Below are 17,081 nucleotides of genomic sequence, written 5' to 3' on the forward strand. Positions count from 1 at the left end.
CTTCAGACGTTGAAGTACCAGCGGATCGAATGGAAGAAGATCGGCGCCGCGAAGCACAGCGCATCGACGCGGTCGAGCAGGCCGTTGGCACCGGTCACGCCCACGCCTTTCTGGCCCCAGTTCGGAATGCCGCGGTCGCGCTTGAGCGCCTTCATCACGAGGTGGCCCATGGAGCCCGCGACGCAGGCAATGATCGACACCGCGAGCGCCTGCCCGAATTTGAACGGCGTGATGAACGAGAACAGCGCACCGACCAGGCTGGCCACGACGATGCCGACGCCCCAGCTGGTCCAGTTGAAGCTGCGGCTCACGTTTGGCGCGAATGGTGTGCGCTGCATGCGCCGCGAGATCAGGTGCTGCACCAGCACCGAGGTCTGCACGACGAACACCAGGAAGAACACGAGGAACGCGCTCTTGCCTTCGTAGCCGGGGAAGGTCAGCAGCAGCAGCGCGGGCACGTGGCTCATGCCGTAGACGCAGACCATGATGCCCCACTGCAGCTTGGCGTTGCGCTCGAGGAAATGGCTGGGGTCGTTCGCCAGCGCGCTCGCCACCGGAATGGCGAGGAACACGTAGACCGGGATGAACACCGTGAACAGGTCGAAGCGCGCGGTGGCCACCAGCCAGAACTGGATCGGCAGCACCACGAAGAACGCGAGGATCAGGCTGCGGTGGTCGCCGCGCCGCGTCGGCGAGAGCGTGATGAACTCGCGCAGCGCAAAGAACGCGATCAGCGCGAACAGCACGGTGGCCACCGTTTCGCCCAGCGCCCAGCCGATCCAGAACACGATCACCATGAACCAGGTGGTGCCCAGCAGCGCGCGGAAATGCGCCAGCTCGGCCTGCCACGACTCGTCGTGCACCGGGTTGCGCCGCTCCTTGAAGCTCAGGAAGAAGACGGCGGTGCTCACGATGAAGAGCAGGCCGAAGACGATCAGGAAAAGGGCCGCGACCTGCTGGGTCGGGCTGAGGCTGCGCAGGAACTGGTTCATACCTTCAGACGTCGCGCAATGCGATCACGGCGGCGCGGGCGCGGTCGAGGAAAGGGCGGCGCTCTTCGCCTTCTTCGACACGGATCGGCGCGCCGAAGGTGACGGAGCACAGGATGGGCACGGGCACGATCTCGCCCTTGGGCATCACGCGCTGCACGTTGTCGATCCAGGCCGGCACGAGGACCACGTCGGGGAACATGGTGGCCAGTGCGTACAGGCCCGACTTGAACTTCTGCGGCTCGCCGGTGTGGCCGCGCGTGCCTTCGGGAAAGATGATGATCGAGTCGCCGCTGCGCAGCGCGTCGATGAGCGGGGCGAGTGGGTCGGCGACGGGGGGCTCGGGCGCGGCGGCCGGTGCCTCGGGTTCGACGACGGGCGGCGGTGCGACCGGCGGTGGTGGGGGAGGGGGCGCGGGAAGATCGAGCTGACCCTGAATCTCCTGCGGGCCTTCGGCGGCGGGCGCGTGAGCCGCAGTTTCGATCGGCAGCAGCGGCTCCATCGAAGGCTCGATGCGTTCGGCCGGGGCGATGGGCGCGGCGGGTGGCGGTGCTGCCGGCGGCGGTGGCGCAGCCGGTGCAGCCCCCGTGGCCGCCCGCTCCACATACACCGCGTTGAACACCTCCGTCGTGATCCAGCGCTTGACCGGCGTGTTGGCCCAGTAGTCGCGCGCCGCGATGGGCCGCGTGATGCTGCGCAGCTCCTCGGGCAGCGCGGCCCAGATCATCACGAGGTCCGCGTGGCTCTGGTGATTCGCGAAGTAGATGCGCTGCTCGGCCTTCGGCGGACAACCGTACCAGCGCGCCTGCGCGCCGGTGAGCAATCGGACGATTCCCAGCAGCAACCAACCTGTGAGCTTTGCCAGCATATGGAGGCGATGATACGGGCCATGCGATGGCGATTCGATCTTCTTTCCCTGGCGTGGGCGGTGGCCCTTTTTGTACTGCTCGTGCTGCTGGCCACCGTCGGCGCGCGCTGGGGCTGGGTGCGAAGCTTCTTCGGCGACGTGCTCGCCGTGGCGTGGGTGTACGTGGTGTTCAAGACCTTCGTCGCCGCGCGCGTGCTGCCGCTCGCGCTGGCGGCCTTCGGCGTGGGGCTGCTGGTGGAACTGGGGCAGTTCCTTGCGGCGACCTGGCACCTGCACATTCCGAACCGCGCGCTGCGCATCGTGCTCGGCGCCACCGCCGACTGGTGGGACGTGCTGGCCTACGCGATCGGCTTCGTCGCCGTGCTGGCGGTGGAAGGCGCGGTGCGCAAGCTCAGGGCAGGTCGACCGCCGGCATCCGCGCCACGATCGTCGATGCCCGTCCGTTGATGTACGAGGAGTTGGGCCGCCGCTCGAAGAACTTCGGGCTCGGCAGCATCACGGCCAGGCGCGCTGCTTCGTACGAAGTCAAGCGTGCGGCCGGTTTCCTGAAGTAGTACTGCGCCGCAGCCTCGGCGCCGAACACGCCTTCGCCCCATTCGACGTTGTTCAGGTAGATCTCGAGGATGCGCCGCTTGTCGAGCAGCACTTCGAGCAGCGTGGCGAGCACCAGTTCCTGGCCCTTGCGCAGCATGGTGCGTTCGCCCGACAGCAGCAGGTTCTTCGCGAGCTGCTGCGTGATGGTGGAGCCGCCGCGCAGCGGGGCCGGCTGCACCGGCTTGCCGCGCGCCGCTGCGCGCGCCATGCGCTTGGCGGCCAGCTGCTCGGCGCGGGCGTTGCGCTGGCGCGCCCGCTCGATGGCTTCCCACTCGACGCCGTTGTGGTCGACGAAGCCGGCGTCTTCGCTCGCGATCACAGCGCGCTTGAGGGTGTCGTTGATCTGCGTGTACGGCACCCAGTCCTGACGCCATCCGCCGTCGCGGCCCTGCGAGAGGGCGACGCGCCAGGCCTCGGAGCGCTGGAAGGCCGTGCTCTGCGGATCGATCACCGCCATGGCCGCGATGCGCACCACGAAGAACAGTTCGAGCGCCAGGCCCGCCACCACGAGGCAGGCGATCAGGCGCAGCAGGCCCTTCATGCGCCGGCGGCGAGCGAGGCGCGCAGCTCGGCCAGCACCTGGGCCGAGGGCGGGCGCACGCCGCGCCAGAACTCGAAGGCTTCGGCGGCCTGTTCCACCAGCATGCCGAGGCCGTCGCGCGCGACCGCGCCGTGCGCCTCGGCCCAGGCCATGAAGCCTGCGGCGGCGGGGCCGTACATCATGTCGACGGCCAGCGCGCCGGGACGCAGCACCTGCGCGCGCACGGGCACCGCGTCGCCCGCGAGGCTGGAGGCGGTGGCGTTGACCACCACGTCGAAGTCGCCCGGCACCTCGTCGAGCGCCCAGGCCTCGAGCGTGGCGCCGTGGCGCAGCGCGAGCGCGGCGTGGCGCTGCACCAGCGCGATGGCCTTGTCGAGCGTGCGGTTGGCCACCACGACGTGCGCGGCGCCCGCGTCGAGCAGCGGCCCGAGCACGCCCGCCGCCGCACCGCCGGCGCCGATCAGCAGCAGCGACCGGCCCGCCAGCGGCACGCCGGCGTTGCGCACGATGTCGTTGACCAGGCCGATGCCGTCGGTGTTGTCGGCGTGGATGCTGCCGTCGGCCTCGAAGCGCAGCGTGTTCACCGCCTGCGCCAGCGTGGCGCGCTCGCTGGTGTGTTGCGCGAGCGCGGCGGCGTCGAACTTGAAGGGCACGGTGACGTTGCAGCCGCGTGCGGTGTCGCCCTGCGCGGCAGCCTCGCTGCGGAAGGCGGCGATGCCTTCGGCGAAGGCGCCGATCGGCACCAGGCGCCGGCCGTAGGCCATCGGCTGGCCGCAGAGTTCGGCAAAGCGCGCGTGGATGCGGGGCGAGCGGCTGTGCTCGACGGGGTTGCCCATGACGCAGTACTGATCCATGGCCGATGCTCCGTGTTCTGCTGGGGTGCTGTTGCTATTGGGACGACAGCTCGATGGTCTCGTCGCGCGTGAACTTGAAACGCGACTGCAGCACGATCTGGTCGGTCTGCTTGCGCATCGCGTCGGTGAATTTGCCGAAGTTGCCGACGCTGCGCACGATGGCCTGGGCACGGCGGTCGAGCGTGGTGTTGCCCGAGCTCTCGTCGACCACGGTGTCGAGCACGCGCCCGTCGTGGTTGATGGTGACGGTCATCTTGAGTTCGCCGTAGAGCTTCTTGCCGGCCGCGGTCGGGAAGTTCTCGGTGCCCTTGACCTCGATGCGCCGGCGCAGCGTGTCGACATACAGCGCGTAGGCCGCCTCGCGCGTGGCGGGGCTCAGGTAGCGCTTCTTGGGGCGCGCGTTTTCCTCGTTCACGCGGCGCTCGATCTCGGCGAGCAGCGCGACCATCTGGCGGCGCTTTTCCTCGCGCGCGGCGGCTTCGGTCGGGTCGCCCGCCTGGCGCGGATCGGGCACGGGCATGGCGGCCAGCTCGCGCTTGAGCTGCGCCAGCATCTGCATCTGCTGGGCCTGCATGGCCTCGACCTGGCGGCGCGATTCCTCGAACGAGTCGCCCATGGTGGTGAAGCTCGACGGCGGCAGCGGGCTGGTGGCGCGGCCCTTGTCGAGGTCGCCGCCGCCCGCGAGCGTGGTCTGCGCCATCACGCGGGCCGCCGGGTCGGGCTTGTCGTTGGTCTTGCTGTTGACCAGGATCACTTCGAGCGGAGTTTCGCTGAAGACCCGGTTGAACGATTCGGGATCGACGAAGCGCACCGCGAGCAACGCAGCATGCGCGATGACCGACACGCCCAGAGCGATCTGCAGCGTGCTGAGGTCCTTGAGATTCATTCTCGAAACTCCTCCAGGGGGCGCGTGTCTCCGGTCGTTCGACCGGGGGTCATGCAGGCGTGGTCGTCGCCGGGTCGGGTGCGGCCTCGGTGTCGCTCAGGTCGACCGCGATGGCGATCGGGCCGGCGACTTCTTCCTCGTCGTCCTCGCCGCCGTCAGCGGCTGCGGCATCGGCCTGCGGCACGTCGAAGCGTTCGAGCACGGTGCCGCTCACGTCAAGCGCGATCTCGTCGATCTCGCCGAGCTTCACGCGCACGCGCGCGCCGCGCTCCTGCTGGCCGGCCACCGGGAACACAAGCGGCAGCGTGTCGGCGCGCACCAGCGCGCCGTTGGGAATGTCCTTGATGACCGTGGCCTCGAGCTCGGTGATGCCCTGCTGCTGCAGGTACTTCAGCGTCCAGAAGCGCTCCATGCCGCCCTGGTAGGCGTTGTACGTGGCGTAGGCCGCGTCGAAGCCAGAGAGGATGGAGAACAGGTCGGCGTCCTTCGGCTTGAACGGCGCGGCCAGTGCGGCGGTTTTGCCGTGGCGGGCGGCCGCGATGATCTGCCACTGGTTCACGAGGTCGGTGTAGCGGCGCAGCGGCGAGGTGCTCCACGCGTAGCTCTTCACGCCCAGGCCCGCGTGCGGCAGCGCGCGCGTGCCCATGCGCACCTTGATGCCGGGCGCCAGGCTGGCTTGGCTGCGGTACAGGCCCGGCACGCCGAGCTCGCCGAGCCAGCCGCCCCAGCTGCTGTTGGCCAGGATCATGGCCTCGGACACGATCAGGTCGAGCGGCGCGCCGCGCTGGCGCGTGCTGATCTGCACCTGCTCGTTGCCGGTGGGCTCGGCGCCGTCGTTGCCGACGAGGCGGAAGTTGTAGTCGGGCCGGCTGAAGTTCTCAGGCTTGCCGCGCACCACTTCGCGCTGCGCCTTCAGGTGCTTGGCCAGGCGGAACAGGAAGGACAGCGGCGCGCGCAGCTTCGCGGCGGCGTCGGGGGTGTTGTCCGAGTTGAAGGTGGCGTCTTCGAGCCAGGGCTGCGTGACGACGGCGTCGAGCTGGTCGTGGCGCAGGTTGGCGACGATCGGCACGCGTTCGAGCTTGGTCTCGGTGGCCTGCAGCTCGAGCGTGGCTTCGTCGAAGCGCGCATAGAGCGACACGGCCGGGCGGTCACCGCCTTCGAGCAGCGTGTAGGTGTCGACCACCTCATCGGGCAGCATGGTGATCTTGTAGCCCGGCATGTACACGGTGGACATGCGTGCGCGCGCCACGGCGTCGATGGCGCTGCCCGGCGTGAGCGCCAGGCCCGGCGCGGCGATGTGGATGCCGACCGTGATGGTGCCGCTGCCCATGCCCTGCACGGACAGCGCGTCGTCGATTTCGGTGGTCTGCGAGTCGTCGATCGAGAAGGCCCGCACGCCGTCGGCCAGCGGCAGGTCGTCGGCGACGGCCGGTGCCGCGAGCGCGGGAAAGCCGGTGCCCTTGGGGAAGTTCTCGAACAGGAAGCGCCGCCAGTGGAACTGGTAGGGCGAATCGATGGCGCCGGCACGCTCCAGCAGGTCGAGCGGCGGGCGCTGCGTGGCGCGCGCGGCGTCGACCACGGCCTTGTACTCGGGCGCGTTCTTGTCGGGCTTGAACAGGATCTTGTAGAGCTGCTCGCGGATCGGCGGCGGGCACACGCCCTCGGCCAGCTGGCCCGCCCATTCGACGATCTGCGCCTGGATGGCCTTCTTCTTCTCGATGGCGGCCAGCGCCTGCTGCACGATCTCGGCTGGCGCCTTCTTGAAGCGCCCCTTGCCCGCGCGGCGGAAGTAGTGCGGCGCCTCGAACAGCGCGAACAGCGCGGCGGCCTGCTGCGCCAGCGAGGGCTTGTCGCTGAAATAGTCGGCCGCCAGGTCGGCAAAGCCGAACTCGCCTTCGGCCGCGAATTCCCAGGCGAGGTCGAGGTCCATGGCGGCGGCGAGCGTGCGCGCCTCGGCCATCAGCTCGGCCGGGGCCGGCTTCTCGAAACGCAGAACGATGTTGGCGCCCTTGACCTTGACGCGCTTGCCGGTCTCGAGCTCGACCTGTGCCGAGGCTTCGGCTTCCGACAGGATGCGGCCGCCGAGGTATTTGCCGGCTTCTTCAAACAATACAAACATCCGGCGATTCTCCCACGCGGGATAGGGCGAGCTTCCAGGCCCGGGGCGAACGCTAGACGGGGTTGATGAAGGCCATCACGTCGTCGAGGTGCGCTTTTTCGAAATCGGACAGCGCATGGTCGCCGCCCTCGAGCAGCTTGATGCGGCTGTCGGGGTAGCGCGCCGACATCTCGTGCCAGTCGAGCGCTTCGTCGCCCTTGGCGATGATCGCGAACAGGCGCTCGGGCCGCGTGAGCGCGCCGATTTCCATGGCGCGCAGCTCCTGGATGAATTCGGGCTGGAAGTAGAAGTGCTCGGACGGGTCGTGCCAGGCGGTCTGGCTGCCGATGTAGCGCGTGAGGTCGCGCGCCGGGTGCACCGCGGGGTTGAGCAGCACGGCGCGGCAGCGGGTCATGCCGGCGACGTAGGTGGCGTAGAAACCGCCCAGCGACGAACCGATCACCGCCATCGATTTGCGCGGCCAGTGCGCGATGCCCTTCATCACCATGTCGATCGCATCGTGCGGCGACGGCGGCAGCTGCGGGCACCACCACTCCAGGTTCGGGTGCTCGCGCGCCACGTGCTTCGCCACCAGCCGCGCCTTGGTCGAGCGGGGCGACGAACGGAAGCCGTGCAGATACAACAGATGGGTGGTTTGCGGTTCCATGGGAGGAGGTGACTGGGGTGCGCTGGTCGCGCCCCGTGGCCGGATTCAGACAATTTTGCATGAGGTCCGCACCGCCCACGGCGCGGTGACCCCACAAATCCCTGCGAATCGGCCCATGAGAAGGCCGCGAGGGCGTGGCTGGAATTCGAAAGTATTCACGGTGCGGCCGCGCAGGGGGCGGCGGTGCGGCGCAAGGGCGGAAAGAAGAGACAAGTTTCGTGACGCATCTGGCAGGGGGCATCCCATGAACGAGGGAGGCAGGCCCTGCGTGGCGGTGGGTGCCCAGGCTTATGCTTCATCCCATGAATACCGAGGTACAGGATGACGGGATGCCACGCCGCTGGGGCGTGCTCGTGGTCGAGGACGACAGCCGCGCACGCGCCTTCTTCGAGGCCAGCGTGCAGCGCAGCCCGCGCCTGTTCTGGCTGGGCAGCGCCGGCACGGTGCAGGAAGCGCGCACCTGGCTGGCCGCGACCGCGACCATCCCCGACGTGCTGCTGGTCGACCTCGGCATGCCCGACGGCACCGGCCTGGACGTGATCCGCGACGCCGTCGCGCGCTTTCCCGGCTGCGAGCCGCTGGTGGTGTCGGTCTTCGGCGACGAGGAGAACGTGCTCGCCAGCATCGAGGCCGGCGCCGTCGGCTACATCCACAAGGACGCCGCACCGGAAGACATCGCGCAGACCATCGTCGAGATGAAGGCCGGCGCCTCGCCGATCTCGCCCATGATCGCGCGCCGCGTGCTCGCCAAGTACCGCAGCCTGCAGGCGGCCGTGCCGGGCACCACTGGCGCGGCGCCGGCGGAGACGGCGCTCGACGAGGCCGACCGCGGCCTGCTCTCGGCGCGCGAGCACGAGGTGCTGACGCTGATCGCGCGCGGCTTCTCGTACGCCGAGATCGCGCGCCTCAAGGGCCTGAGCGTGCACACGGTGCAGACCCACATCAAGAACCTCTACGGCAAGCTCGCGGTGCATTCCAAGAGCGAAGCGGTGTTCGAGGCCACGCGCCTCGGCCTGCTATCCCACCCGGGCTGAGGGCGGATGCTGCGGCGGCTGGCGTTCCTGTGCCTCCTCGGGCTGGCGGCGCTGTTCGCCGCGGGGCGCGCGGCCGCAGTGGAGGCACAGGGGCCGATCGAGCTGCGCCACGCCAGGGTGACCACCACCATCGACGGTGTCGTGCAGACCGAAGCGGTCGACCTGTCCTACCACTGGGACCGCCGGCACCGCGGCCGCACCGGCTTCGCGAGCTTCGAGCTGCCGTTCCGGGTCGAGGCCCTGCCCGAGGTGCCCTGGGGCGTCTTCATTCCCCGCGCCGGCAGCGTCTTCGAGGTACAGCTCAATGGCGCGCTGCTGCAGTCCTATGGTGACCTCGGCCAGGGCAACCGCGCCGACTACGCCAAGGCGCCCGTCTACGTGCCGGTGCCCGGGCGGCTGCTGAAAGAGGGCGAGAACCTGCTGCAGATCCGCATCCGCGCCGACAGCGAACGGCGCGCCGGCCTGTCGCGCGTCACCATCGGGCCGGCGACGCCGGTGCGCACCGCGTTGTTCGAAGGCGCCTACGCCTGGCGCTTCACGGGGTCGGTGCTGCTGACGGCGTTCAGCCTGATCGTCGGCAGCATCGCGCTGGCGCTGTGGTTCACCCAGGTCGACACCGGCGCGACCGGCCGCCGCCAGCGCGACGCGCTCTACTTCTGGGCCGCGGTCGCCGAGTTCTGCTGGGCGCTGCGGGTGGCCGACGCCATGATTCCCGAGCCGCCGCTGCCGTGGCAGCTATGGGGCGTGCTGATGGCCGGCTGCTACGCGGGCTGGGCCGCGTCCGCCATGATGTTCTGCTACCACCTTGCGGACTGGGCGCAGAGCCCGCGCACGCGCTGGGTGCGCTGGCCGACGGCGGCCGTGGTGGTCGGCACCGTGGTGTTCACCTGGCTGGCGCTGAACCGCGAGGAGCCGCGCTGGCTCACGGCCTGGCTGGCGGTCGAGATCACGATCGTCCTCGGCTTCGTGGCCGCCTTCGCCGTCGCCACGGTGCGCCGACCCAGCGTCGAGCGGCTGCTGGTGGCCGGCGCCGCGCTGGTCACGGTGGCCTTCGGCACGCGCGACTGGCTGGTGATCCGCCTGAGCGACGCCTACGGCGAGACCACCTGGGTGCGCTATTCCTCGGTGATGTTCGGCGTGGCGCTGCTGCTCATCGTGCTGCGGCGCTTCCACTTCGCGAGCGTGCAGGCGCGCGGCTGGGTCAAGACGCTGGCCGACCGGGTGGCGCAGCGCGAACGCGAACTCGCTTCCACCTACGCCGAGCTGGAAGAGGTGGCGCGCGACCAGGCGCGCACCCACGAGCGCGAGCGCATCCTGCGCGACATGCACGACGGCGTGGGCTCGCACATCAGCTCGGCGATCCGCCAGCTGCAGTCGGGCCAGACCAGCCCCGAGGAACTGCTGCGCACCCTGCGCGACTCGCTCGACCAGCTCAAGCTGTCGATCGACTCCATCCACCTGCCGCCCGGCGACATCGGCGCGCTGCTGGCGGCGCTGCGCTACCGGCTGGAGCCTCGGCTGGCCGCCGCGGACATCGCCTTCGAGTGGGGCGTGGACGAGCTGCCCCCGGTGACGCAGCTCGACGCCCACGCCACGCGGCAGCTGCAGTTCTTGCTGTTCGAGGCCATCTCGAACGTGCTGCAGCATGCCCACGCGAGCGCGCTGCGCATCGAGGCCGACGCGCGCGACGGCGCCGTGCGCCTGCGGGTGATCGACAACGGCGTGGGCTTCGACGCCGCCGAGGTGCCGGAGGCGCTGTCCAAGCGCGCCGCCGCCATCGGGGCCCGGCTGGCGATCGAAAGCCGACCGGGGCGCACGGTCGTTCAGCTCGTTTTCGACTGAAGGGGCGGGCGGGGCGGGGATAATCCGCCCCCATCATGTCTGCCGTGTTCAACCAGCCCTCCCTGGCGCGTCGCATTGCGCCCATCTTCCAGGGCTTCGACGGCTTCCTGGCCTTTGCCGTGATGCTGCTCGCCTTTGCCGGGCTGCTCACCATGTATTCCTCCGGCTACGACCATGGCACGCGCTTTCTCGACCATGGCCGCAACATGCTGCTGGCCGGCGGCATCATGTTCGTGGTGGCGCAGGTGCCGCCGCAGCGGCTCATGGCCTTCGCCGTGCCGCTGTATGCGGCCGGGGTGGCGCTGCTGATCGCGGTGGCGATGTTCGGCATCACCAAGAAGGGCGCCCAGCGCTGGATCAACGTGGGCGTGGTGATCCAGCCCAGCGAAATCCTCAAGATCGCCATGCCGCTGATGCTGGCCTGGTGGTTCCAGCGCCGCGAAGGCCAGCTGCGCCCGCTCGACTTCGTGGTGGCGACGTTGCTGCTGGCGGTGCCGGTCGGGCTCATCATGAAGCAGCCCGACCTGGGCACCTCGCTGCTGGTGCTGGCGGCCGGGCTCGCGGTGATCTTCTTTGCCGGGCTGCCGTGGAAGCTGATCGTGCCGCCGGTGGTGCTCGGCGCGGTGGCGATCACGCTGATCGTGGGTTTCGAGTCGCAGCTGTGCGTCGACGGCGTCGACTGGCGCGTGCTGCACGACTACCAGAAGCAGCGCGTGTGCACGCTGCTCGACCCCAGCAAGGACCCGCTGGGCAAGGGCTTCCACATCATCCAGGGGATGATCGCCATCGGCTCGGGCGGCGTGGGCGGCAAGGGCTTCATGCAGGGCACGCAGACGCACCTCGAATTCATTCCCGAGCGCACCACCGACTTCATCTTCGCGGCGTACTCCGAGGAGTTCGGCCTGATCGGCAACTTGGCGCTGATCGCGGCCTTCATCCTGCTGATCTTCCGCGGGCTGACCATCGCGCTGAACGCGCCCACGCTGTTCTCGCGCCTGCTGGCCGGGGCGGTGACCATGATCTTCTTCACCTACGCCTTCGTGAACATGGGCATGGTCAGCGGCATCCTGCCCGTGGTGGGCGTGCCGCTGCCGTTCATCAGCTACGGCGGCACCGCCATGGTCACGCTGGGGCTGGGGCTGGGCATCCTGATGTCGATCGCGCGGGCCCGCAAACTCGCCCAGAACTAGAGTCCCCCGGGGCGGCACGGACGGGGGCGGCTGCCTAGAATGGCAGCCATGATCTCTCGCGAACCCACCATCGAGCGCCTCGCCACGGCGCAACAGCTCCTGCTCACGCCGTTCGGCTTGGACGAATCGCACCTGAGCAAGGCCCTGGCCGAGATCACCGCGCACCGCGTGGACGATGCCGACCTGTACTTCCAGTACACCCGCAGCGAGGGCTGGAGCCTCGAGGAAGGCATCGTCAAGACGGGCAGCTTCAGCATCGACCAGGGCGTCGGCGTGCGCGCCGTGAGCGGCGAGAAAACCGCCTTTGCCTATTCGGACGACATCTCCGAGGCCTCGCTGCTCGACGCGGCGCGCACGGTCCGTTCCATTTCCTCCGCCGGGCGCACGGCGCGCGTGAAGACGGTGCCGCGCAAGATCGCCTCCAGCCGCTCGCTCTACGGCGGCATCGACCCCATTGCCACGCTCGACAGCACGGCCAAGGTGAAGCTGCTCGAGAAGGTCGAGCAGCTCGCCCGCTCGCGCGACCCGCGCGTGGCGCAGGTCATGGCCGGCCTGGCCAGCGAGTACGACGTGGTGATGGTGGCGCGCGCTGACGGCACGCTGGCGGCCGACGTGCGGCCGCTGGTGCGGCTGTCGGTCACCGTGATCGCCGAGCAGAACGGGCGCCGCGAGGTCGGCTCGGGCGGCGGCGGCGGGCGTTTCGGCCTGGCCTACTTCACCGACGAACAGATCGCCGAGTACGTCGACCACGCCGTGAAGGCCGCGCTGACCAACCTCGACGCCCGTCCGGCCCCGGCCGGCGAGATGACCGTGGTGCTCGGCTCGGGCTGGCCCGGCATCCTGCTGCACGAAGCCATCGGCCACGGCCTGGAGGGCGACTTCAACCGCAAGGGCTCGAGCGCGTTCTCGGGCCGCATCGGCCAGCGCGTGGCAGCCAAGGGCGTCACGGTGCTCGACGACGGCACCATCGCCGACCGCCGCGGCTCGCTCAACGTGGACGACGAAGGCCACGCCAGCCAGCGCAACGTGCTGATCGAGGACGGCATCCTCAAGGGCTACATCCAGGACTCGATGAACGCCCGCCTCATGAAGGTCAAGCCCACCGGCAACGGCCGCCGCGAGAGCTACGCCCACGTGCCGATGCCGCGCATGACCAACACCTACATGCTCGGCGGCGACAAGGACCCGCAGGAAATCGTCGCCAGCATCAAGAAGGGCCTGTACGCCACCAACTTCGGCGGCGGGCAGGTCGACATCACGAGCGGCAAGTTCGTGTTCTCGGCCAGCGAGGCCTTCTGGGTCGAGAACGGCAAGATCCAGTACCCGGTGAAGGGCGCCACCATCGTGGGCAACGGCCCCGACGCGCTCACCCGCGTGACCATGATCGGCAACGACATGGCGCTCGATTCGGGCGTCGGCACCTGCGGCAAAGAGGGCCAGAGCGTGCCCGTGGGCGTCGGCCAGCCGACCCTTCGCATCGACGGCCTGACGGTAGGTGGAACGGCTTAGGACTTTCGGCACTTGCCGGCTGTTTCATTCGGTTGCTAAGCTGCGCTCCTTTTTTGCGAACGACGAATCAAGGAGCATTTCAATGGGGAACAGGATCAATTCGCCCGCCGTGCTGTGGGCCGTGACCGCCGTGCTCGCGCTGGCCACAGCCGGTTGCGCATCGCGCGGTGGTTCGGGCAGCCAGCCCGCCGCCGCACCGGCACCCGCCCCGGCCGCCGCCGCGCCTGCGGCGCCCAGCGGTTCGAAGGCCGGCATGGACGCACGCGGCAACGTGGTGGATTCGTCCAAGGTCGAGGCCGGCAGCGGCCGCACCGTCAAGGGCCTGAACGGTTTCGAGGGCGAGATCACCGGCAACCCGGCGCGCAACAGCAAGTTCACGCGCCTGCAGATCGGCATGAGCACCAAGCAGGTCACCGACCTCGCCGGCCAGCCCACCGACCAGGGCGCCTACATCACCGGCAAGGCCTGGATTCCGTTCTACTTCGGCAGCGATCGCCACCGCTTCGAGATGACCTACAAGGGCCAGGGCCGCCTGATCTTCGCGGGCGGCGGCATGGGCGATTTCAGCAGCGGCAACCTGATCTGGATCATTCACAACGCCAACGAATCCGGCTACAGGTAAAAACAACACCGACCCGGCCGCCTGGCCGGGTTTTTGTTTTCCGTGCTACATTCCGCCCACATGTCCGCCCTCCGCGCTTACTTTTTTGCCTACTTTTGGTTCCCGGTTTCCGGCGGACGAGAGGCGAGCGCGTAAAGCAAACGAACACCCTCCCAGAACCGCCGGTGGCTTCCAGCCCCCGGCGGTTTTTTTATGCCCTGACGATTTTTCATTCACACCAACAAGGAAGAGAACCATGAGCACGAACACCCCTCCCGCCGGCGACAGCTGGTATGCGAGCGTCGAGAAAACCAGCAAGACCGACGACGAACGCATCAAGGACATCAACGTGCTCCCCCCTCCCGAACATCTGATCCGCTTCTTCCCGATCCGCGGCACGCCGATCGAAACGCTGATCACCGGCACCCGCCGCGGCATCCACAACATCATGGCCGGCAAGGACGACCGGCTGCTGGTGATCATGGGCCCGTGTTCGATCCACGACCCGGCCGCGGCCCTCGAGTACGCCCGCCGCCTCAAGGCCGAGCGCGACAAGTACGCCGGCACGCTGGAGATCGTGATGCGCGTGTACTTCGAGAAGCCGCGCACCACGGTCGGCTGGAAGGGGCTCATCAACGACCCGTACCTGGACGAGAGCTACCGCATCGACGAAGGCCTGCGCATCGCGCGCCAGTTGCTGATCGACATCAACCGCCTGGGCCTGCCGGCGGGCAGCGAGTTCCTCGACGTGATCTCGCCGCAGTACATCGGCGACCTGATCGCCTGGGGCGCCATCGGTGCGCGCACCACCGAAAGCCAGGTGCACCGCGAACTGGCCTCGGGCCTGTCGGCCCCCATCGGTTTCAAGAACGGCACCGACGGCAACATCCGCATCGCCACCGACGCCATCCAGGCCGCGGCGCGCGGCCACCACTTCCTGTCGGTGCACAAGAACGGCCAGGTCGCGATCGTGCAGACCAACGGCAACCGCGACTGCCATGTGATCCTGCGCGGCGGCAAGACGCCGAACTACGACGCCGCCAGCGTCGAGGCCGCCTGCAAGGACCTCGAAGCCGCCAAGCTGCCGCCCACGCTCATGGTCGACTGCAGCCACGCCAACAGCTCCAAGCAGCACCAGAAGCAGATCGATGTCGCGAAGGACATCGCCGGCCAGATCGCCGGCGGTTCGAAGCGCGTGTTCGGCGTGATGATCGAAAGTCACCTGCAGCCGGGCGCCCAGAAGTTCACGCCGGGCAAGGACCAGCTGTCGGGCCTCGAGTACGGCAAGAGCATCACCGATGCGTGCATCGGCTGGGACGATTCGGTGCAGGTGCTCGAGACGCTGTCTCAAGCCGTCAAACAGCGCCGCGGCTGAAGCGCACTAGTTAGTTAGAGCATGCTGGCCAGGTCGGGCCAGTGGTGCCGCATAGACGCCGCCTCGTCGCTGCCCTGTGGCACCAGCGAGAAGTCGGCGAAGTCGAAGCCCGGCCCGACCATGCAGGCGACCAGCGTGTAGTCGCCCGCCGCGTGGCCCTGGATCGGGCGCGCGGCCTGCCACTGGCCGGCGGGCACCACGTGCTGCGGCCGGGTGCCGTGCACATCGACCGGGCCCAGCTTCACGTGGGCCGGCGCGGTTCGCATCGCGGCGTCGCAGGTCCACAGCGCCAGCGGCACGCCTTCCAGGTGCACCCAGACTTCGTCCGACAGCACCCGGTGCCAGCGCGAATGCTGGTGGGCTTCGAGCAGGAAATAGATGCTGGTCAGCGCGCTGCGCGGCGCGCGGCCGTCGGCGGGCGTCACGCTCGCGGCCGACCGGAATACCTCGGCATACCAGCCGCCCTCGGGGTGGGGCTGGAGCTTCAGGGTATCGATCAGCTCACGCGCGCGCATGCCGTTCATCATCCGTGGGCGGCGCGCAGGGCGTCCAGCAGTTTCTCGTGCACCCCGCCGAAGCCGCCGTTGCTCATGCAGACGATGTGATCGCCGGGCCGCGCCGCGGCCACCACCTGCTGCACCAGCGGTTCGATGGCGCCGGCCACCTGGGCGCGCGCGCCCATCGGCGCCAGCGCGGCGGCCGCGTCCCAGTCGAGGCCGGCCGTGTGGCAGAACGACAGGTCGGCCGATTCCAGGCTCCACGGCAGCTGCGCGGCCATCACGCCCAGCTTCATCGTGTTGCTGCGCGGCTCGAAGGCCGCGAGGATGCGCTCACTTTGCTTGCCGGCGTCGTCGAGCTTCTTGCGCAGGCCGTCGAGCGTGGTGCGGATCGCGGTGGGGTGGTGGGCGAAGTCGTCATAGACGGTGATCGCGCCGCCCTGGCCCTCGACCGTGCCGCGCAGCTCCATGCGGCGGCGCACGTTGCGAAAGCGCCCGAGCGCGCGGGCCGCGTCGGCCGGCGGCACGCCCACATGATCGGCCGCCGCGATGGCGGCCAGCGCGTTCATCTGGTTGTGCAGGCCCGAGAGCGCCCACTCGACCCGGCCGACCACCTCGCCGCGGTGCAGCACGTCGAAGGCGTCGTGCGTGCCGCGCGCCTGCCATTCCGTGGCCGGGCCGCCGTCGCCGAAGCGGGCGAGTTCGCTCCAGCAGCCCTGGGCCAGCACGCGCTGCAGGCTCTCTTCGGTGGCGTTCACCACCAGGCGCCCGGTGCCGGGCACGGTGCGCACGAGGTGATGGAACTGGCGCTCGATGGCGGTGAGATCGTCAAAGATGTCGGCGTGATCGAACTCCAGGTTGTTCAGCACGGCGGTGCGCGGCCGGTAATGAACGAACTTGCTGCGCTTGTCGAAGAAGGCGGTGTCGTACTCGTCGGCCTCGATCACGAAGGCCGGGCCGTCGCCGAGCCGGGCCGAGACGCCGAAGTCCAGCGGCACGCCGCCGACCAGGAAGCCGGGTGCCTTGCCGCCCTGTTCGAGCACCCAGGCCAGCATCGAGGTGGTGGTCGTCTTGCCGTGCGTGCCGGCCACGGCCAGCACATGGCGGCCCTGCAGCACGTGTTCGGCCAGCCACTGCGGGCCGCTGGTGTAGGGCTTGCCGGCGTCCAGGATGGCTTCCATCAGCGGGAACTTGGGGCTGCCATCGGGCAGCCGGGCCCGCGAGACGACGTTGCCGACCACGAACATGTCGGGGGCGAGGGCCAGCTGGTCGGCGCCGAAGCCTTCGATGAGATCGATGCCGAGCGCGCGCAGCTGGTCGCTCATCGGGGGGTACACGCCGGCGTCGCAGCCCGTGACCCGGTGGCCTGCTTCGCGTGCGAGGGCGGCCACACCGCCCATGAACGTGCCGCAGATACCCAGAATATGAATGTGCATCGGCCAATTCTAGGGAGGCGCTGCGGGTGCCCCGGCGGCTTCGCCCCGGGCGCCGTACTGATGTTCATGTGAGGGACGTCCGCAGCGGGCAAAATGCCCC

At 69.2% G+C, this 17,081-nt stretch carries 16 protein-coding genes; 7 read left to right on the forward strand and 9 right to left on the reverse strand.

Features of this window, described 5'->3' with window-relative positions; translation table 11 throughout:
* Nucleotides 1-2: 2 nt before the first annotated feature.
* Together AC1RAD_RS03530 and AC1RAD_RS03535 are read right to left on the reverse strand one after the other, a co-directional pair.
* The gene (locus tag AC1RAD_RS03530) at nucleotides 3-992 is read right to left on the reverse strand and encodes a phosphatidate cytidylyltransferase (RefSeq protein ID WP_095948182.1); all 990 of its coding nucleotides are present in this window, start codon (nucleotides 990-992) and stop codon (nucleotides 3-5) included.
* A gap of 4 nt (nucleotides 993-996) precedes the next feature.
* Complete coding sequence (locus tag AC1RAD_RS03535; RefSeq protein ID WP_492733928.1) at nucleotides 997-1,857, reverse strand: lysophospholipid acyltransferase family protein; 861 nt, start codon at nucleotides 1,855-1,857, stop codon at nucleotides 997-999.
* A gap of 9 nt (nucleotides 1,858-1,866) precedes the next feature.
* Here AC1RAD_RS03535 and AC1RAD_RS03540 point away from each other — a divergent pair, with 9 nt between their 5' ends.
* The gene (locus AC1RAD_RS03540) at nucleotides 1,867-2,304 is read left to right on the forward strand and encodes a ribosomal maturation YjgA family protein (RefSeq protein WP_492733930.1); all 438 of its coding nucleotides are present in this window, start codon (nucleotides 1,867-1,869) and stop codon (nucleotides 2,302-2,304) included.
* On the opposite strand, the gene mtgA is transcribed toward AC1RAD_RS03540, so the two are convergent.
* Genes mtgA through AC1RAD_RS03565 form a run of 5 tightly spaced genes read right to left on the reverse strand, consistent with a single transcriptional unit; the run spans nucleotide 2,249 to nucleotide 7,497 of the window.
* On the reverse strand, nucleotides 2,249-2,992 hold the full coding sequence (mtgA, locus tag AC1RAD_RS03545) for a monofunctional biosynthetic peptidoglycan transglycosylase (RefSeq protein WP_307583033.1): 744 nt from the start codon (nucleotides 2,990-2,992) through the stop codon (nucleotides 2,249-2,251). The two genes, AC1RAD_RS03540 and mtgA, sit on opposite strands and share 56 nt — an antisense overlap.
* Nucleotides 2,989-3,846, reverse strand: coding sequence for a shikimate dehydrogenase (gene aroE / locus AC1RAD_RS03550; RefSeq protein ID WP_307583035.1), 858 nt, complete (start codon nucleotides 3,844-3,846; stop codon nucleotides 2,989-2,991). Before aroE ends, mtgA begins: the two co-directional genes overlap by 4 nt.
* A gap of 34 nt (nucleotides 3,847-3,880) precedes the next feature.
* On the reverse strand, nucleotides 3,881-4,732 hold the full coding sequence (locus AC1RAD_RS03555) for an energy transducer TonB (protein ID WP_062481214.1): 852 nt from the start codon (nucleotides 4,730-4,732) through the stop codon (nucleotides 3,881-3,883).
* Between the two features lie 49 nt (nucleotides 4,733-4,781).
* On the reverse strand, nucleotides 4,782-6,851 hold the full coding sequence (locus AC1RAD_RS03560) for a ribonuclease catalytic domain-containing protein (protein WP_492733932.1): 2,070 nt from the start codon (nucleotides 6,849-6,851) through the stop codon (nucleotides 4,782-4,784).
* Between the two features lie 52 nt (nucleotides 6,852-6,903).
* Complete coding sequence (locus AC1RAD_RS03565; protein WP_159273879.1) at nucleotides 6,904-7,497, reverse strand: YqiA/YcfP family alpha/beta fold hydrolase; 594 nt, start codon at nucleotides 7,495-7,497, stop codon at nucleotides 6,904-6,906.
* A 290-nt stretch (nucleotides 7,498-7,787) separates the two neighbouring features.
* Between AC1RAD_RS03565 and AC1RAD_RS03570 the strand changes: the two genes are divergently transcribed.
* From AC1RAD_RS03570 to AC1RAD_RS03595, 6 genes are all read left to right on the forward strand, one after another.
* Entirely contained in the window at nucleotides 7,788-8,531 is a 744-nt protein-coding gene (locus AC1RAD_RS03570; protein ID WP_062481220.1) for a response regulator, read from the forward strand.
* A 6-nt stretch (nucleotides 8,532-8,537) separates the two neighbouring features.
* Entirely contained in the window at nucleotides 8,538-10,373 is a 1,836-nt protein-coding gene (locus AC1RAD_RS03575; protein WP_492733933.1) for a sensor histidine kinase, read from the forward strand.
* Between the two features lie 35 nt (nucleotides 10,374-10,408).
* Entirely contained in the window at nucleotides 10,409-11,563 is a 1,155-nt protein-coding gene (rodA, locus tag AC1RAD_RS03580) for a rod shape-determining protein RodA (protein WP_492733934.1), read from the forward strand.
* A 48-nt stretch (nucleotides 11,564-11,611) separates the two neighbouring features.
* Nucleotides 11,612-13,072: a metalloprotease TldD gene (gene tldD, locus AC1RAD_RS03585; protein WP_139703016.1), complete on the forward strand. Its 1,461-nt coding sequence runs from the start codon at nucleotides 11,612-11,614 to the stop codon at nucleotides 13,070-13,072.
* A gap of 82 nt (nucleotides 13,073-13,154) precedes the next feature.
* Complete coding sequence (locus AC1RAD_RS03590) at nucleotides 13,155-13,694, forward strand: hypothetical protein (protein ID WP_492733935.1); 540 nt, start codon at nucleotides 13,155-13,157, stop codon at nucleotides 13,692-13,694.
* 235 nt (nucleotides 13,695-13,929) lie between these two features.
* Entirely contained in the window at nucleotides 13,930-15,048 is a 1,119-nt protein-coding gene (locus AC1RAD_RS03595) for a 3-deoxy-7-phosphoheptulonate synthase (RefSeq protein WP_095948192.1), read from the forward strand.
* Nucleotides 15,049-15,062: 14 nt separating this feature from the next.
* Here AC1RAD_RS03595 and AC1RAD_RS03600 read toward each other — a convergent pair whose 3' ends face one another.
* Entirely contained in the window at nucleotides 15,063-15,572 is a 510-nt protein-coding gene (locus AC1RAD_RS03600; RefSeq protein ID WP_492734544.1) for a cupin domain-containing protein, read from the reverse strand.
* The gene (gene mpl, locus AC1RAD_RS03605) at nucleotides 15,572-16,981 is read right to left on the reverse strand and encodes a UDP-N-acetylmuramate:L-alanyl-gamma-D-glutamyl-meso-diaminopimelate ligase (protein WP_492733937.1); all 1,410 of its coding nucleotides are present in this window, start codon (nucleotides 16,979-16,981) and stop codon (nucleotides 15,572-15,574) included. The genes AC1RAD_RS03600 and mpl overlap by 1 nt, the downstream gene beginning before the upstream one ends.
* Nucleotides 16,982-17,081 lie beyond the last annotated feature (100 nt).

The sequence above is a fragment of the Variovorax sp. GW823-FHT04B03 genome (assembly GCF_058796495.1).

What these genes read in the sequence shown, in the direction of transcription:
- mtgA (WP_307583033.1), bottom strand. Translation starts at nt 2,992, where the DNA reads ATGAAGGGCCTGCTGCGCCTGATCGCCTGCCTCGTGGTGGCGGGCCTG.
- AC1RAD_RS03535 (WP_492733928.1), bottom strand. Translation starts at nt 1,857, where the DNA reads ATGCTGGCAAAGCTCACAGGTTGGTTGCTGCTGGGAATCGTCCGATTG.
- aroE (WP_307583035.1), bottom strand. Translation starts at nt 3,846, where the DNA reads ATGGATCAGTACTGCGTCATGGGCAACCCCGTCGAGCACAGCCGCTCG.
- AC1RAD_RS03590 (WP_492733935.1), top strand. Translation starts at nt 13,155, where the DNA reads ATGGGGAACAGGATCAATTCGCCCGCCGTGCTGTGGGCCGTGACCGCC.
- AC1RAD_RS03600 (WP_492734544.1), bottom strand. Translation starts at nt 15,572, where the DNA reads ATGAACGGCATGCGCGCGCGTGAGCTGATCGATACCCTGAAGCTCCAG.
- mpl (WP_492733937.1), bottom strand. Translation starts at nt 16,981, where the DNA reads ATGCACATTCATATTCTGGGTATCTGCGGCACGTTCATGGGCGGTGTG.
- AC1RAD_RS03560 (WP_492733932.1), bottom strand. Translation starts at nt 6,851, where the DNA reads ATGTTTGTATTGTTTGAAGAAGCCGGCAAATACCTCGGCGGCCGCATC.
- rodA (WP_492733934.1), top strand. Translation starts at nt 10,409, where the DNA reads ATGTCTGCCGTGTTCAACCAGCCCTCCCTGGCGCGTCGCATTGCGCCC.
- AC1RAD_RS03540 (WP_492733930.1), top strand. Translation starts at nt 1,867, where the DNA reads ATGATACGGGCCATGCGATGGCGATTCGATCTTCTTTCCCTGGCGTGG.
- AC1RAD_RS03575 (WP_492733933.1), top strand. Translation starts at nt 8,538, where the DNA reads ATGCTGCGGCGGCTGGCGTTCCTGTGCCTCCTCGGGCTGGCGGCGCTG.
- AC1RAD_RS03595 (WP_095948192.1), top strand. Translation starts at nt 13,930, where the DNA reads ATGAGCACGAACACCCCTCCCGCCGGCGACAGCTGGTATGCGAGCGTC.
- AC1RAD_RS03565 (WP_159273879.1), bottom strand. Translation starts at nt 7,497, where the DNA reads ATGGAACCGCAAACCACCCATCTGTTGTATCTGCACGGCTTCCGTTCG.
- AC1RAD_RS03570 (WP_062481220.1), top strand. Translation starts at nt 7,788, where the DNA reads ATGCTTCATCCCATGAATACCGAGGTACAGGATGACGGGATGCCACGC.
- tldD (WP_139703016.1), top strand. Translation starts at nt 11,612, where the DNA reads ATGATCTCTCGCGAACCCACCATCGAGCGCCTCGCCACGGCGCAACAG.
- AC1RAD_RS03555 (WP_062481214.1), bottom strand. Translation starts at nt 4,732, where the DNA reads ATGAATCTCAAGGACCTCAGCACGCTGCAGATCGCTCTGGGCGTGTCG.
- AC1RAD_RS03530 (WP_095948182.1), bottom strand. Translation starts at nt 992, where the DNA reads ATGAACCAGTTCCTGCGCAGCCTCAGCCCGACCCAGCAGGTCGCGGCC.